The sequence below is a fragment of the Pseudomonas oryzihabitans genome, from assembly GCF_007665395.1.
Classification (GTDB): Bacteria; Pseudomonadota; Gammaproteobacteria; order Pseudomonadales; family Pseudomonadaceae; genus Chryseomonas; species Chryseomonas psychrotolerans_C.
This window is the reverse complement of sequence record NZ_VDND01000003.1, coordinates 218,169-231,030: the sequence shown is the minus strand read 5'-3', so window position 1 is coordinate 231,030 and position 12,862 is coordinate 218,169. Positions and strand designations below refer to the sequence as shown.

13 protein-coding genes and 1 pseudogene are annotated in these 12,862 nt (G+C 61.1%); 10 read left to right on the top strand and 4 right to left on the bottom strand.

The annotated features are described in order from the left end of the window. Positions 1 to 53 precede the first annotated feature (53 nt). A complete protein-coding gene (locus FSV73_RS08595; RefSeq protein WP_145006764.1) occupies positions 54 to 332 on the top strand; it encodes a hypothetical protein in 279 nt (92 codons plus the stop codon). A 16-nt stretch (positions 333 to 348) separates the two neighbouring features. Here the strand turns inward: FSV73_RS08595 and FSV73_RS08590 are convergent, their stop codons facing one another. Then, positions 349 to 1,134: an aldolase gene (locus FSV73_RS08590; RefSeq protein ID WP_145006761.1), complete on the bottom strand. Its 786-nt coding sequence runs from the start codon at positions 1,132 to 1,134 to the stop codon at positions 349 to 351. Between the two features lie 133 nt (positions 1,135 to 1,267). Between FSV73_RS08590 and FSV73_RS08585 the strand changes: the two genes are divergently transcribed. Continuing rightward, complete coding sequence (locus tag FSV73_RS08585; RefSeq protein WP_145006758.1) at positions 1,268 to 3,085, top strand: alkaline phosphatase family protein; 1,818 nt, start codon at positions 1,268 to 1,270, stop codon at positions 3,083 to 3,085. Positions 3,086 to 3,087: 2 nt separating this feature from the next. Here the strand turns inward: FSV73_RS08585 and FSV73_RS08580 are convergent, their stop codons facing one another. Further along, the gene (locus FSV73_RS08580) at positions 3,088 to 3,918 is read right to left on the bottom strand and encodes a PhzF family phenazine biosynthesis protein (RefSeq protein ID WP_145006756.1); all 831 of its coding nucleotides are present in this window, start codon (positions 3,916 to 3,918) and stop codon (positions 3,088 to 3,090) included. Between the two features lie 185 nt (positions 3,919 to 4,103). On the opposite strand from FSV73_RS08580, the gene FSV73_RS08575 reads away from it, so the two are divergent. Continuing rightward, positions 4,104 to 4,844: an SDR family oxidoreductase gene (locus tag FSV73_RS08575; RefSeq protein WP_145006753.1), complete on the top strand. Its 741-nt coding sequence runs from the start codon at positions 4,104 to 4,106 to the stop codon at positions 4,842 to 4,844. A gap of 42 nt (positions 4,845 to 4,886) precedes the next feature. Beyond that, positions 4,887 to 5,735: an ureidoglycolate lyase gene (locus FSV73_RS08570; protein ID WP_145006750.1), complete on the top strand. Its 849-nt coding sequence runs from the start codon at positions 4,887 to 4,889 to the stop codon at positions 5,733 to 5,735. 1,192 nt (positions 5,736 to 6,927) lie between these two features. Here FSV73_RS08570 and FSV73_RS25550 read toward each other — a convergent pair. Next, the gene (locus tag FSV73_RS25550; protein WP_186309191.1) at positions 6,928 to 7,065 is read right to left on the bottom strand and encodes a hypothetical protein; all 138 of its coding nucleotides are present in this window, start codon (positions 7,063 to 7,065) and stop codon (positions 6,928 to 6,930) included. Positions 7,066 to 7,124: 59 nt separating this feature from the next. Then, positions 7,125 to 7,688: a TetR/AcrR family transcriptional regulator gene (locus FSV73_RS08565; protein ID WP_145006746.1), complete on the bottom strand. Its 564-nt coding sequence runs from the start codon at positions 7,686 to 7,688 to the stop codon at positions 7,125 to 7,127. 73 nt (positions 7,689 to 7,761) lie between these two features. On the opposite strand from FSV73_RS08565, the gene FSV73_RS08560 reads away from it, so the two are divergent. From FSV73_RS08560 to FSV73_RS08535, 6 genes and pseudogenes are all read left to right on the top strand, one after another. Further along, complete coding sequence (locus tag FSV73_RS08560) at positions 7,762 to 8,634, top strand: alpha/beta hydrolase family protein (protein WP_145006743.1); 873 nt, start codon at positions 7,762 to 7,764, stop codon at positions 8,632 to 8,634. A gap of 55 nt (positions 8,635 to 8,689) precedes the next feature. Next, positions 8,690 to 9,058: pseudogene (locus FSV73_RS08555) on the top strand (NAD(P)(+) transhydrogenase (Re/Si-specific) subunit beta); the annotation flags it as partial. A 662-nt stretch (positions 9,059 to 9,720) separates the two neighbouring features. Next, on the top strand, positions 9,721 to 10,173 hold the full coding sequence (locus tag FSV73_RS08550) for a hypothetical protein (RefSeq protein WP_145006741.1): 453 nt from the start codon (positions 9,721 to 9,723) through the stop codon (positions 10,171 to 10,173). After that, positions 10,170 to 10,775, top strand: coding sequence for a hypothetical protein (locus FSV73_RS08545; protein WP_145006738.1), 606 nt, complete (start codon positions 10,170 to 10,172; stop codon positions 10,773 to 10,775). The genes FSV73_RS08550 and FSV73_RS08545 overlap by 4 nt, the downstream gene beginning before the upstream one ends. A gap of 30 nt (positions 10,776 to 10,805) precedes the next feature. Next, positions 10,806 to 12,011, top strand: coding sequence for a nucleoside triphosphate pyrophosphohydrolase family protein (locus FSV73_RS25545; RefSeq protein ID WP_186309190.1), 1,206 nt, complete (start codon positions 10,806 to 10,808; stop codon positions 12,009 to 12,011). A gap of 5 nt (positions 12,012 to 12,016) precedes the next feature. Next, complete coding sequence (locus tag FSV73_RS08535; RefSeq protein ID WP_145006735.1) at positions 12,017 to 12,691, top strand: uracil-DNA glycosylase; 675 nt, start codon at positions 12,017 to 12,019, stop codon at positions 12,689 to 12,691. The last annotated feature ends 171 nt before the right edge of the window (positions 12,692 to 12,862 follow it).

Sequence of the window (12,862 nt, the reverse complement as noted above, 5' to 3'; positions counted from 1 at the left end):
GGCCAGCGCCGCACGCCCTGGCATGATGAAGTTCTCGTCCAGGAGGGACAGCCATGATCACACGGATACCGTCAGCCACAGCTTCATCCCTCGCCTTCGACGTCTGCCCCCTGGGCGCCGAGGCGGCGTCGCTGTCCGTCGAGGTCCTCCGTGAGGGCTTCCTGGCACTGGACGATCACGGCCAGCTCGACCTGGGACGCGTCATCAAGCGCCAGCTGCGCGAGCGCCTGGTCGAGCGACTCGACGCCCAGCTGAGCACCGCCGTGGTCGCGGCCCTGGACGGCTCGCTCCCCGCGGCGACCCGCCAGCCGTGGCGTACCGTCGGCGGCTGAAGGCAACCCCGCCACCTCAGTCCCGGTAATCCGGCTCCAGGCGCAGCAGCTGGCGCTTCACGCTCTCCAGGTGCAGCCGGGCGCTGTCGGCATTGCCCTGCAGCATCTGCTGGCAGGCGGCGTGGGCGATGGCCGGCGCCACCGGCTGCAGCGGCCGACCGCTGGCCATGGCCTTGAGCTGCACCTCGGCGGCGCGCTCCAGGTAGTAGAGGTCGTCCCAGGCCTCGGCGATGCTCGGCCCCAGCACCAGCGGCCCATGATTCTTCAGCATCACCACGTCCGCCGTACCGGCCGCCCGGGCGATGCGCTCGCCCTCGGCCGCGTCCAGCGCCAGGCCGTTGTAGTCCTCGTCCACGGTCAGGCGATCGTAGAACTTCAGCGCGGTCTGCCCGGCCCAGACGAAAGGCTCGCCTTCCAGCAGGCACAGCGCCGTGGCGTTGGGCATATGGGTATGGAAGGCTGCCCTGGCCCGCGGATTGAGCCGATGCAGCTGCGCGTGGATATGGAAGGCGGTGGCCTCGGGCGCGCCCTGGCCCAGCACCACCCCACCGTCGAAATCGCAGATCAGCAGCGACGAGGCGGTGACCTCGGCGAAGGCCAGGCCGTAGGGATTGACCAGGAAGAGGTCATCGTGGCCGGGCACCACGAAGGAAAAGTGGTTGCAGATGCCCTCCCCCAGGCCGAGCCGGGCGGCCATGCGGAAACAGGCAGCCAGGTCGAGGCGCGCCTGGCGGATGGCGGGGGTGTCGAGATCGCGATGCAAGGCAGCGCTGGATACCGCGGGATCGAAGGCGTGGGCCATGGAAAGCTCCTTGGAAAGAGGCAGGACCTTTGCACAAAGGATGCCGAGGCGCTGTCACCTCGCTGTCATCATAAAAATGCAGCAATCCCTTGTTACATCTGCAGCTCCTCTTCCAGCCTCCAGGGATCTTTCCATGGCGCTCCTCCCCACCCTGCTCGCTCGCGCCTGCTGCCTCACCCTGCTCGCCAGTTCCGTCGCCATGGCCGCCACACCGGCGCGCAACGTGATCCTCTTCATCGCCGACGGCCTGCGCGCCGGCATCGTCGATGAGCAGACCGCACCCAACCTGGCCCAACTGCGCCGCGATGGGGTGGACTTCCAGAACAGCCATTCGCTCTTCCCCACCTTCACCACGCCCAATGCCTCGGCCATGGCCACCGGGCACTACCTGGGCGACACCGGGGATTTCGGTAACACGATCTACACCGGTTTTCCGGTCCCGGGCGCCAACAACAGCGTCACACCCTTCCTGGAAAACGACGAGGTGCTGGGCGACGTCGACGAACATTTCGCCGGCAACTACCTGGACGAGGAGACCCTGCTGGCGGCCGCGCGCCAGGCGGGGCTGTCCACCGCCGCCGTCGGCAAGCTCGGCCCGGTGGCCATCCAGGACGTGACCGCCCGCGACGGCGAAAAGACGGTGATCGTCGACGACTCCACCGGTCACCCCACCGGCATTCCCCTGAGCGCGGCCATGCAGGACGCCCTGAAACAGGCCGGCCTGCCGCTGGAAGCCCCGAGCCGGGGCGCCAACGGCAAGGCTGGCAACGCCACCACGCCGGGCACCCTGAGTGCCAACGTCGAGCAGCAGCGCTACTTCCTCGACGTCACCAACCAGGTGCTGCTGCCGCGCTTCAAGGAAAGCGGCAAGCCCTTCGTGCTGGTGTTCTGGTCGCGCGACCCGGACGGCACCCAGCACAACCAGGGCGACAGCCTGGGCCAGGTCACCCCCGGCATCAACGGCCCTACCAGCCTGGCCGCCATCCGCAACGTCGACGCCAACCTCGGCGCCCTGCGCGCGCGGCTCAAGGAGCTGGGCCTGGACGGCGACACCGACATCTTCGTCAGCGCCGACCACGGCTTCTCCACCATCTCCAAGGAGAGCAAGACCAGTCCGGCGGCCAAGGCCAGCTATCAGGACGTACCCAAGGGGCAGCTACCGCCGGGCTTCCTCGCCCTGGATCTCGCCGCCGCGCTGAAATTGCCGCTGCTCGATCCGGACGCCAAGGGCGCCGCGGTGTCGATGGACCAGGGCCAACACCCGAGCAAGGCCAATGGCCTGATCGGCCCCGACCCGGCCAAGCCAGAGGTGGTGGTGGCGGCCAACGGCGGCTCCGACCTGGTCTATCTGCCTCAGGGCGATGCCAAGGCGCTGGCGCCCCAGGTGGTCGCGGCCCTGCTCAAGCAGGATTATGTCAGCGGTCTGTTCGTCGACGACGACCTGGGCCGGATCCCCGGCACCCTGCCGCTCTCGGCGATCAACCTCAAGGGCTCGGCGCTCACCCCCTACCCGGCCATCGTGGTCAACTTCCGCTCCTACGACAGCGGTTGCGGCAAGCCCGACGTCTGCGCCGTGGAGGTGGCCGACACCGGGCTGCAACAGGGCCAGGGCATGCACGGCAGCTTCAGCCGGGGTGATACCCACAACTTCATGGCCGCCATCGGCCCGGACTTCCGCCAGGGCTTCGTCGACCCCAGCCCGGCCAGCAACGCCGACGTCGGCCAAACCCTGACGCACCTGCTGCACCTGCAGATTCCGGCCAAGGGCCAACTGGTCGGCCGGGTGCTCGGTGAGAGCCTGGCAGGCGGCAAGCCGGTCAAGGCTAGCCATCAGGTGCAGCGCTCGAAACCGGCGCAGGACGGCCTGGTCACCGAGCTGAAGACCCAGACCGTCGGCGACACCCGCTACTTCGATGCCGCCGGCTTCAAGGGGCGCTCGGTCGGGCTGTGACGCTAGAGATCCAGGGTGCCGCGGATGCAGTCCTGCACCGCGCCACCCACCCAGATGCGCTCATCGATGCGGGCCACCCGTACCCGGCCGCGGCGGCCCAGTACGGTGCCCTGGCTGGTCAGGTAGCGCTCCGGCGCCAGGCCCGCCGGGATCAGCCACTGCGCCAGGCTGGCGTTAAGGCTGCCGGTAACCGGATCCTCGGCGAATTCCTCGCCCATCAGGGCGCGCACCTCGAATTGCGCCTCGGCCGCGGGCCCCGTCCAGGGGGCCACCAGGCCGACGTTCAGGCCATCCAGGGCGGCATAGTCCGGACGGATCGCCAGCAGTTCCTCGCGACTCTCTAGCAGTACCGCCACCCAGCCGGGGCCATTATCCGCCCACTGGCTGGCCCGGATGCGCTCAGGCGCCAGCCCGATGCCTTGGGCGATGCGTGCCAGTACCTCGGGTTCCACGGGGCCGCCGCGCACCAGTGGCGGCGCGGCGAAGGCCAGCTCTTCCCCAGCAGCGCGGATCGGCACCAAGCCGGCGCCGCATTCCTGGATCACCTCGCCGCCCTGGGGCCGCCCGCCTTCACGCAACCAGACATGGCAGCTGCCCAGGGTCGGATGGCCGGCGAAGGGCAGCTCGCGGACGGGGGTGAAGATGCGCACCCGGTAATCGGCCGCTAAATCCGTGGGTTCGAGCAGGAAGGTGGTCTCCGACAGATTGGTCCAGCGCGCCAGGGCGGCCATCTGTTCGGTGGAGAGGTGGTCGGCGCCGCAGACCACCGCCAGGGCATTGCCCTCCAGCGGGCGGTGGGCGAAGACATCGACCTGATGGAAAGCGAGGGACATGGGGCAGGTTCCTTGAGAAGGCGGATGGCCGATTCTGCGCAGCCCGGCCTGGCGCGACCAGCCACAGCCAGGGGACTAAACGGCCATACAGCGCCCCGGCCGCGGGGAAAAGATCCTTGCGCCCCCGGCCGCGGCGGGCTACACCCTTAGCCAGTGTCCGCCCATCCACTCTAGAGGTCCTGCTCATGAGTCATGCCGGCAAACGCGTCCTGGTCACCGCCGCGGGCCAGGGTATCGGCCGGGCCACCGCCCTCGCCTTCCACCGCGCCGGGGCCGAGGTCATCGCCACCGATATCGCGGCCGCTGCCCTGGACACCCTCGATGGGTTGCGCACCCGGGTGCTCGATGTCACCGATGCCACCGCCGTGGCAGCCCTGGCCGAGGACCTGGGCTGCCTCGACGTGCTGTTCAACTGCGCCGGCTACGTCCACGCCGGCAGCCTGCTCGAGTGCGACGAAGACGCCTGGTGCCGGTCCTTCGAACTCAACGTCACCGCCATGTACCGGCTGACCCGCGCGGTGCTGCCCGGCATGCTGGCCCAGGGCGGCGGTTGCATCATCAACATGGCCTCGCTGGCCTCCAGCCTCAAGGGCGTGGCCAATCGCTGCGCCTACGGCGCCAGCAAGGCGGCGGTGATCGGCCTGACCAAGTCGGTGGCCGCCGATTACGTCGGCCAGGGCATCCGCTGCAACGCCATCTGCCCCGGTACCGTGGATTCACCCTCGCTGCACCAGCGCATCGCCGATCAGGCCGCCCGCGAAGGTCGCAGCGAAGCCGAGGTGGCCGCCGCCTTCGCCGCCCGGCAGCCCATGGGCCGGGTCGGGAAACCCGAGGAGATCGCCGCCCTCGCCCTCTATCTCGCTTCCGACGCCGCCGCCTTCGTCACCGGGACCACCCAGGTGATCGACGGCGGCTGGAGCGTCTGAATCCGCGTTGGCCTGTACCCTCTCGTCTGTCTAGGAGCTCCGATGAAACTCTTGCGCTACGGCCCCCAGGGCCAGGAAAAACCCGGCCTGCTGGATGCCCAGGGCCGCCTTCGCGATCTTTCCGGCCAGGTGGCTGAGCTCGCTGGCGAGACGCTCGGCGCCGCTTCCCTCGCCCGGATCCGCCAGCTGGACCCGGACCAGCTGCCACTGGTGGAGGGCACCCCGCGACTGGGCCCTTGCGTGGGGCGGGTAGGCAAGTTCATCTGCATCGGCCTCAACTACGCCGACCACGCCGCCGAATCGGGGCTGGACGTGCCCAAGGAGCCGGTGGTGTTCAACAAGTGGACCAGTGCCATCTGCGGCCCCGATGACCCGGTACAGATCCCCCGCGGCTCGACCAAGACCGACTGGGAGGTGGAACTGGGCGTGGTGATCGGTAAGGCCGGCCGGTACATCGACGAGGCCAACGCCTTGGACCATGTCGCCGGCTACTGCGTGGTCAACGACGTCTCCGAGCGCGAATGGCAGCTGGAACGCGGCGGCACCTGGGACAAGGGCAAGGGCTTCGACACCTTCGGCCCGCTCGGCCCCTGGCTGGTCACCGCCGACGAGGTAGCCGACCCTCAGAATCTCGACCTCTGGCTGGAGGTGGACGGCCACCGCTACCAGAACGGCAACACCCGCACCATGATCTTCAGCGTCGCCCAGATCATCGCCTACCTCAGCCGCTGCATGAGCCTGCAACCGGGCGATGTCATCTCCACCGGCACCCCGCCGGGCGTGGGCATGGGCGTCAAGCCGCAGGCGGTCTACCTAAAGCCTGGCCAGGAAATGCGCCTGGGCATCCAGGGCCTCGGCGAGCAACGCCAACGCACCGTGGCCGCGGACTAAGCCTGCCTATCGGCTCCGCTCGATCAGCGGGCCCTCACCCCAGCCCTCTCCCCCAGGGAGAGGGGGCGGTTGGGAGCGGCAGGGTCGAGCGGCGCGGCGGGCAACCGTAGGTTGGCGCTGAGCAACGCGAAGCCCAACAGCCCGGCATCATCAGGTGCCAAAATTCTCTCGCGTAGCAGGGGGCTAGCCCGCGGACCGGATCATCAGCAGGCCCTCACCCCAGACCTCTCCCGCGGGGAGAGGGGGCAGTTGGGAGCAGCGGGGTCGGACGGCGCGGCAGGCAAACGTAGGTTGGCGCTGAGCAACGCGAAGCCCAACAGCCCGGCATCATCAATGCCGAAATCCTCTCCCACAACAGGAGGCCAGCCCGAAGAGCGGATCAGCAGGCCATCACCCCAGCCCTCTCCCCCAGGGAGAGGGGGCGGTTGGGAGCGGCAGGGTCGGGCGGCGCGGCAGGCAAACGTAGGTTGGCGCTGAGCAACGCGAAGCCCAACAGCCCAGCATCATCAGGTGCCGAAGCCCTCTCCCACAACAGGAGCCCAGCCCGAAGAGCGGATCAGCAGGCCATCACCCCAGCCCTCTACCCCAGGGAGAGGGGGCGGTTGGGAGCGGCAGGGTCGGGCGGCGCGGCAGGCAAACGTAGGTTGGCGCTGAGCAACGCGAAGCCCAACAGCCCAGCATCATCAGGTGCCGAAGCCCTCTCCCACAACAGGAGCCCAGCCCGAAGAGCGGATCAGCAGGCCCTCACCCCAGCCCTCTCCCGCGGGGAGAGGGGGCGGTTGGGAGCGGCGGGGTCGGGCGGCGCAGCAGGCAAACGTAGGTTGGCGCTGAGCAACGCGAAGCCCAACAGCCCAGCATCATCAGGTGCCGAAATTCTCTCCCACAACAGGAGCCCAGCCCGAAGAACAGATCGACGAGCCCTCACCCCAGCCCTCTCCGCGGCGGAGAGGGGGTGGTTGGGAGCGTTGGGGTCGGGCGGCGTAGCGGAGAAACGTAGGTTGGCGCTGAGCAACGCGAAGCCCAACAGCCCGGCGCCATCAGTGCCGAAACCCACTCCCACAACAGGAGGCCGGCCTGCGGGTCGGATCAGCGAGCCCTCACCCCAGCCCTCTCCCGCGGGGAGAGGGGGCAGTCGGGAGCGGCGGGCAAAGATACGTCGTCGCCTCTTCCAGACGCCGCCCTGCCCCGCCCACTACCGCTGCGGACTCAAGGGGCTGTCGTCCTGGTCCTCGCGCTCCTCGGTGGTGCTGGTATTGCCGGAATCCGGCACATCGCCATATTCGTCGTAGTCGTGTGGGGTTTGCTGGTCGTCGGCGGGTTCGCGGCTCATGGGGTACTCCGATGCGGGGACGCCCTTGGTGGAGTCCCCGCGCCGCGGCGGCGTTCCCGTCAGACCAGTGCCACCAGACGTTCGGCCACCCGGTCGAAGGGTTCGATGCTGCGCTGGGCGCGGCACAGCGGGATCACCCCCTGAACCGCTGCCACCAGCAGCGTCGCCAACCCTGCGGCGGCCGCCTCGGCGTGGCCCTGATCGACCAAGGCGGCCTGCAGACGCGTCTCCCAGCGGCGATAGATGCCGGCCGCCGCGTCCAGCTCGCGTTGGGCGATCTCGTCCACCGGCTCTTCCACCGCCACCGCCATCACCGGGCAGCCGACGCGGAAATCCGAATCCACCAGGATGTCGCGCCAGAGGCGCAGGAAACCCTGGATCCCCGCCCGGGCACCGGCCTGCAGCTGCCGCTCCAGATCATGGCTGACCTGGGCACCGGCCAGTTCCACCGCCTCCACCACCAGCTGGTGCTTGCCACCGGGGAAATGGTGATAGGTGGACCCCAGCGGCGCCTCGGCGCGCTTGATGGTCTCGCGGATGCTGGTGGCATTGAAGCCGTGCCGGGCCAGCATGGCCGAGGCCGCCACCACCACCCGTTGCCGCACCTTCGACTGCTCGGTCATCCAGGCTCCTTGCTATGACAGTCGTCATACTCTACCGTCCAGGCATTATAACAACTGTCATAGGGACCACCCCATGCCCAGCGATGCCCTCCAGGAGGAGCTGATCACGGCCGACGGCTATCGCCTGGGCACCTGCCGCTTTCCCGCTCAGGGCCCACTCCAGGGCCGACTGATCGTCGCCGGTGCCACCGCCGTGCCCCAGGGCTTCTACCGCCGCTTCGCCCAGCACGCCGCCACCCGCGGCTTCGAGACCCTCACCCTGGACTACCGCGGTATCGGTCGCTCGGCGCCGGCCTCGCTCAAGGGCTTTCGCATGGACCTGCTGGACTGGGCGCGCCAGGACCTCGCCGCCGCGGTGGACGCCATGGCCCAGGGCGACGTGCCCCTCTACCTAATCGGCCATTCCTATGGCGGCCACGCCTTCGGCCTCTTGCCCAACCACGCCAAGGTGGCCGGCTTCTACGTCTTCGGCACCAGCGCCGGCTGGCACGGCTACATGCCGCTGGGCGAACGCCTCAAGGTACTGGCCATGTGGCGACTGGTACTGCCGCTGCTCACCTGGTGGAAAGGCTACTGCCCCTGGAGCGCCCTCGGCCTGGGCGAAGACCTGCCACGCGACGTCTATCGCCAGTGGCGCCACTGGTGCAGCCTGCCCCACTACTTCTTCGACGACCCCGCCATGCGCGGCATCGAAGCCGGCTTCGCCGCGGTGCGCACCCCCATCGTCGCGGTCAACGCCCTGGACGATCTCTGGGCCACGCCCCAATCGCGCGACGCCTTCATGCAGGCCTATCGCAACAGCGACCTGCAACGCCAAGACCTCGATCCGCGCCAGCACGGCGGCGCCATTGGTCATATGGGCTATTTCCGCGCCAGTGCGGAGCCGCTGTGGGATAGGGCGTTGGATTGGTTTGCTGGCTTGCCCCGAGCGCCCGAGCCGAACTAGGCTCCTAACGAGCGCCAGCACAGTGCGCCCGTCACTTTTTCAAAAGCTCCGCAGTTTCCGGGCATACCCAGTGGCCGGCCGCATGCCCGGCCGTATGAACGTGCTCTTGGCCGAGGCCGAGGTGTCCTACGACCAGGTATTCGAGATGGACGACATCAACTCCGAATTCGGCTAGGCCGACGTGGTGCTGGTGCTCGGCGCCAACGACGTGGTCAACCCGGCGGCCAAGAACGATCCCAAGTCGCCCATCGCCGGCATGCCCATCCTCGAAGCCTTCAAGGCCAAGACGATCATCGTCAACAAGAGATCCATGGCCAGCGGGTACGCCGGTCTGGACAACGAACTCTTCTACCTGGACAAGACCCTGATGGTCTTTGGCGACGCCAAAAAGGTCATTGAGGAGATGGTCAAGGCGGTGGATTAAGCCCTAGCCGCCGCGACCGCCTGGGCGGTCGTGGGGGCAGTTCGTCGGCGCTGATAGCTCTTGGCGCCGACTCTCCCCAAACACCTTCACACCAAGCGAAGCCTTGCCAGTTCTCGGTTTCGGCTGCACTCGCCACAGAATCGTCAGACTTCACTGCAAAAGTCTTAACAATTCCGGCCCTTTGCCAGCCTTGACGCCTCCTACCCTGCCTCCTACTGTGAAATCCATCACAAGGAAGTAGCCGTGACGACCCCTCGTCTCGGCCAGGCCAGGACGCCGCCATGCCGCCCACAGACCGTCACGGTAAGACCGCGCAAGACTATCGCTCAGCGCTTATCGCCGAACTCTTCATTGTTCCCGCTTACCGTCGCCATATGCCGCGACGCTCTTCTCCTATAGCCATCGGGCTACTGAAAACTTCTATCTTACTCTCGCTTGACTGGGATCGGTCAAAGCACGGCCAAACATTATTCCGCTGTATTAAATTTATTTTTCGACATACTCCAAAACAAATTTCGATTTAACTAAAAATTTCCATCGTTGATATTTTTAAATCACCACCCACAGTCAAGCCAGGAAAATTAGAAATCGACAAAATAATAACTTACCAATGAAACCCATATGTTGTCTAACCACACAAACCTCAACAGACAGAGAACACCATGAACAATCCCAAAGCCTGCATCGTCTTCGCATTTGAACTTGAAGAAAAAGCCAGAGACATTTCCAAAAGTCTTTCTAAAGACGGATTTGATGTTTGCATAGTGGCTACAGAACGAGAATTAGTCAAAAATGCAAAAGCAGGCAACACTGACATACCTGATGAAATAAAAAGCTGCATCAGTGGCGCAGAGACCTGTGTATTTCTAGTACCAAAACAGGAATCCGAGGGCATATTAGGTGCTGCTGGCTATGCTGGGGCCGCTGGCAAAAAAATTGTAGCTGTACTCGAGGACCTTAGTGCCCTTCCGCAAATATTGGACGACCTAGCAGTGTCTACAGTACAAATGGAAAGTCCGAAACTAGATGAAGCCCTTAAGGGAAAAGTTATCTGGGAATATCCAACGGGTAAAAATGAAGGAAAGCGTGAAATCTCCAGAGTCAAATGCCAATGAATAATTTTCCAAAGATATTCTCCTATAAGCTATCTAGGGACTTTGGATTTGCCCCAAACCCTTTTCACGGCATCTGCACGCTTGCGACCTGCAAACCTCAAATTAGAAGAAGTGCTCAGGTGGGCGACATAGTTATCGGGTGCGGAAGTCAAGAACTAAAAATGCAAGGAAGAATAATATTCGCAATGAAAGTATCAGAAAAAATTAGCTTTGATGAATACTGGAATGACCCAAGATTTGAAATGAAAAAGCCTAGCTTTAAATCTAGCCGATCCATGGGCTATGGAGACAATATATACCACCACGAAGGGGATCAATGGCGACAAGAAGATTCTCACCACAGCTTTGCGAACGGCGTTACCAACTTTGATAATCAAAATAGAGACACCGGCGCAGATCATGTTTTGATTAGCAATGACTTCATATACTGGGGTGCAAATGCACCCAAAATGGATCTTAGCTTAAGAGACCTAGATGGAGACGACTTACTTCCAAAGGGAAGAAACTACAGAACAAATTTCTCTGACAACTTCAGAATTGAAGTATCTAACTGGTTTTCTGGACTCCCCAAGGGTTGCGTGGGAAGACCGACCTGCTGGTAAGCCCGGCACAAACAACATAAAAGGGACTTTATGATCAACATTAATACTCAACCCAGCCCCCTCTCCATAGACAACTATAAACTAGAAGCGTTTTCAACAAATCAATTCCAACAAGATGAAAGCGGCTTCCAAAAAATTGTCTTTGGCTACTTTGGAGAAATAGGTGGACTTTTATCAGCAGTAAAAAAAGCTAATCGCGACAACCTTATTGCTACAGAAGCCGATTTAGCCGCAGAGGAATTAGGAGATGCTCTTTGGTACCTGATAAATATTGCAAACTTTTTGGAAGTTAATGCAAACGACATAGGACAACAGTGCATCAAAGCATTGAGAGATAAATACAAAGAAAAATCACAAAATCCAAATACACCAGTAACTTTCCGTCAAATTGACGGCCTTATCGACATACATATACAACCAGGAACTACAGATCGCGCCAAACAACTTAGAACGTTAGCGTACAATGCGGGAGTACTAGCCAAAACCTCTTATCAGGAATACCTTAACATGCCTGATAAAATCCGCTCAATTCAACTAGGGCGCCATCTATCAGAACTAGCAATAACATGCAGTGAATTTAAACTAAAACTCGAAGATGTAGCTCGAGCCAATTTAATTAAAATAAACAGCCGCTGGCCAAAAGAAAATTCGAGTTACCCCATCCCCTTCGACATAAACCAAGAACCTCACGAAAGATTCCCATCAACATTAAATATAACCTTTATCGAAAGAAACGGCCCAGCCAAAGGTTATGTCGTCCAGGTTCTTAATGACGTTTTCATAGGCGACCGCCTTACTGACAATAGTAACGAACCGGACGACTATCGCTTTCATGATGTATTCCATCTTGCATATCTGACTTTCCTAGGTTGGTCCCCTGTGCTGCGTGGCTTACTTAAGCGCAAGCGCAAATCCGATCCTAGAGTTGACGAAAATGAAGATGGTGCACGTGCAATGATCATCGAAGAAGGCATCGCAACCTGGATATTCAATCAGGCCAAAAGACAAAAATTTTTCTTTGATGGTGCACAAGCCAAACTCGACTATGGCATGTTGAAGCAAATCAAGAACATGACTACAGGATACGAGGTTGAAAAATGTCAGCTTTGGCAATGGGAAAAGGCTATAATAGAGGGATTCAAAATATTCCGCGAACTCAAAGAGCATCGTGGAGGCACTGTGATGGTCAATGTACTTGAACACACCATAGACTTTGCCCCTCCTCCAAAGAGCTAACCAAGATGACACCCAACAGCTTTGTAAAATCCCTGTCCGAACTCAAATTGGAAAATGTTTTCAATCCATATGCCGACATTTGCGCAATCCACGATCGTGCCAATGCAGCTTCTGCACGTAGACGCAATTTAAGCGGCTATCTTAAATCAGCATTAGATATTGGTGTAGATACAATATGGATGGGGCGAGACTTAGGGTACCGCGGTGGCCGTAGGACTGGCTTAGCCCTGACAGATGAATACCATTTGCCTCAAATGACACAGCTATACCCTGGATCTAATTTCAAGCAAGCCACTTTAGGCCCAGCAGTAGCAGAACGTACCGCCTCTGAAATATGGGCAGTATTAAAGTCCATTCAGTTACCGCCGCTACTTTGGAACGTTTTTCCTTTCCATCCTCATGAACCTGGAAATCCATTTACAAATCGAAAGTTTACTGCAAAAGAGCTTAAAGAAGTCGAAATAATCAACGACATGCTAGTTAAATGGCTCAAAATTCGCAGAATAGTTGCTATAGGTCAAGACGCATTCAATTATGCTGGCAGATTTGGAGTTGAGGTAATTCCAATTCGACACCCTAGCTACGGCGGAATCAAGGATTTTCGTAGAGGCATGTGCTCACTATACAACATTCCAATTCAAGCCATCACTTCAAAGCAAAATCAAATACCTCTCTTTTAAAACTTGTAACAGCAGAAGACAAGACACTATAACATCAGCCCAAAGCACATTATTGGCAGTAACCCCCTCGACACTCTGCACCTTCGAGCAAAGCTATTTCTTCTTGATAAATAGAATCATCCTTTTGATTGATTGCGGCATTGACCTTTACAATTAGATTATCTCCCTGCA

What these genes read in the sequence shown, in the direction of transcription:
- FSV73_RS08595 (WP_145006764.1), top strand. Translation starts at nt 54, where the DNA reads ATGATCACACGGATACCGTCAGCCACAGCTTCATCCCTCGCCTTCGAC.
- FSV73_RS08590 (WP_145006761.1), bottom strand. Translation starts at nt 1,134, where the DNA reads ATGGCCCACGCCTTCGATCCCGCGGTATCCAGCGCTGCCTTGCATCGC.
- FSV73_RS08585 (WP_145006758.1), top strand. Translation starts at nt 1,268, where the DNA reads ATGGCGCTCCTCCCCACCCTGCTCGCTCGCGCCTGCTGCCTCACCCTG.
- FSV73_RS08580 (WP_145006756.1), bottom strand. Translation starts at nt 3,918, where the DNA reads ATGTCCCTCGCTTTCCATCAGGTCGATGTCTTCGCCCACCGCCCGCTG.
- FSV73_RS08575 (WP_145006753.1), top strand. Translation starts at nt 4,104, where the DNA reads ATGAGTCATGCCGGCAAACGCGTCCTGGTCACCGCCGCGGGCCAGGGT.
- FSV73_RS08570 (WP_145006750.1), top strand. Translation starts at nt 4,887, where the DNA reads ATGAAACTCTTGCGCTACGGCCCCCAGGGCCAGGAAAAACCCGGCCTG.
- FSV73_RS25550 (WP_186309191.1), bottom strand. Translation starts at nt 7,065, where the DNA reads ATGAGCCGCGAACCCGCCGACGACCAGCAAACCCCACACGACTACGAC.
- FSV73_RS08565 (WP_145006746.1), bottom strand. Translation starts at nt 7,688, where the DNA reads ATGACCGAGCAGTCGAAGGTGCGGCAACGGGTGGTGGTGGCGGCCTCG.
- FSV73_RS08560 (WP_145006743.1), top strand. Translation starts at nt 7,762, where the DNA reads ATGCCCAGCGATGCCCTCCAGGAGGAGCTGATCACGGCCGACGGCTAT.
- FSV73_RS08550 (WP_145006741.1), top strand. Translation starts at nt 9,721, where the DNA reads ATGAACAATCCCAAAGCCTGCATCGTCTTCGCATTTGAACTTGAAGAA.
- FSV73_RS08545 (WP_145006738.1), top strand. Translation starts at nt 10,170, where the DNA reads ATGAATAATTTTCCAAAGATATTCTCCTATAAGCTATCTAGGGACTTT.
- FSV73_RS25545 (WP_186309190.1), top strand. Translation starts at nt 10,806, where the DNA reads ATGATCAACATTAATACTCAACCCAGCCCCCTCTCCATAGACAACTAT.
- FSV73_RS08535 (WP_145006735.1), top strand. Translation starts at nt 12,017, where the DNA reads ATGACACCCAACAGCTTTGTAAAATCCCTGTCCGAACTCAAATTGGAA.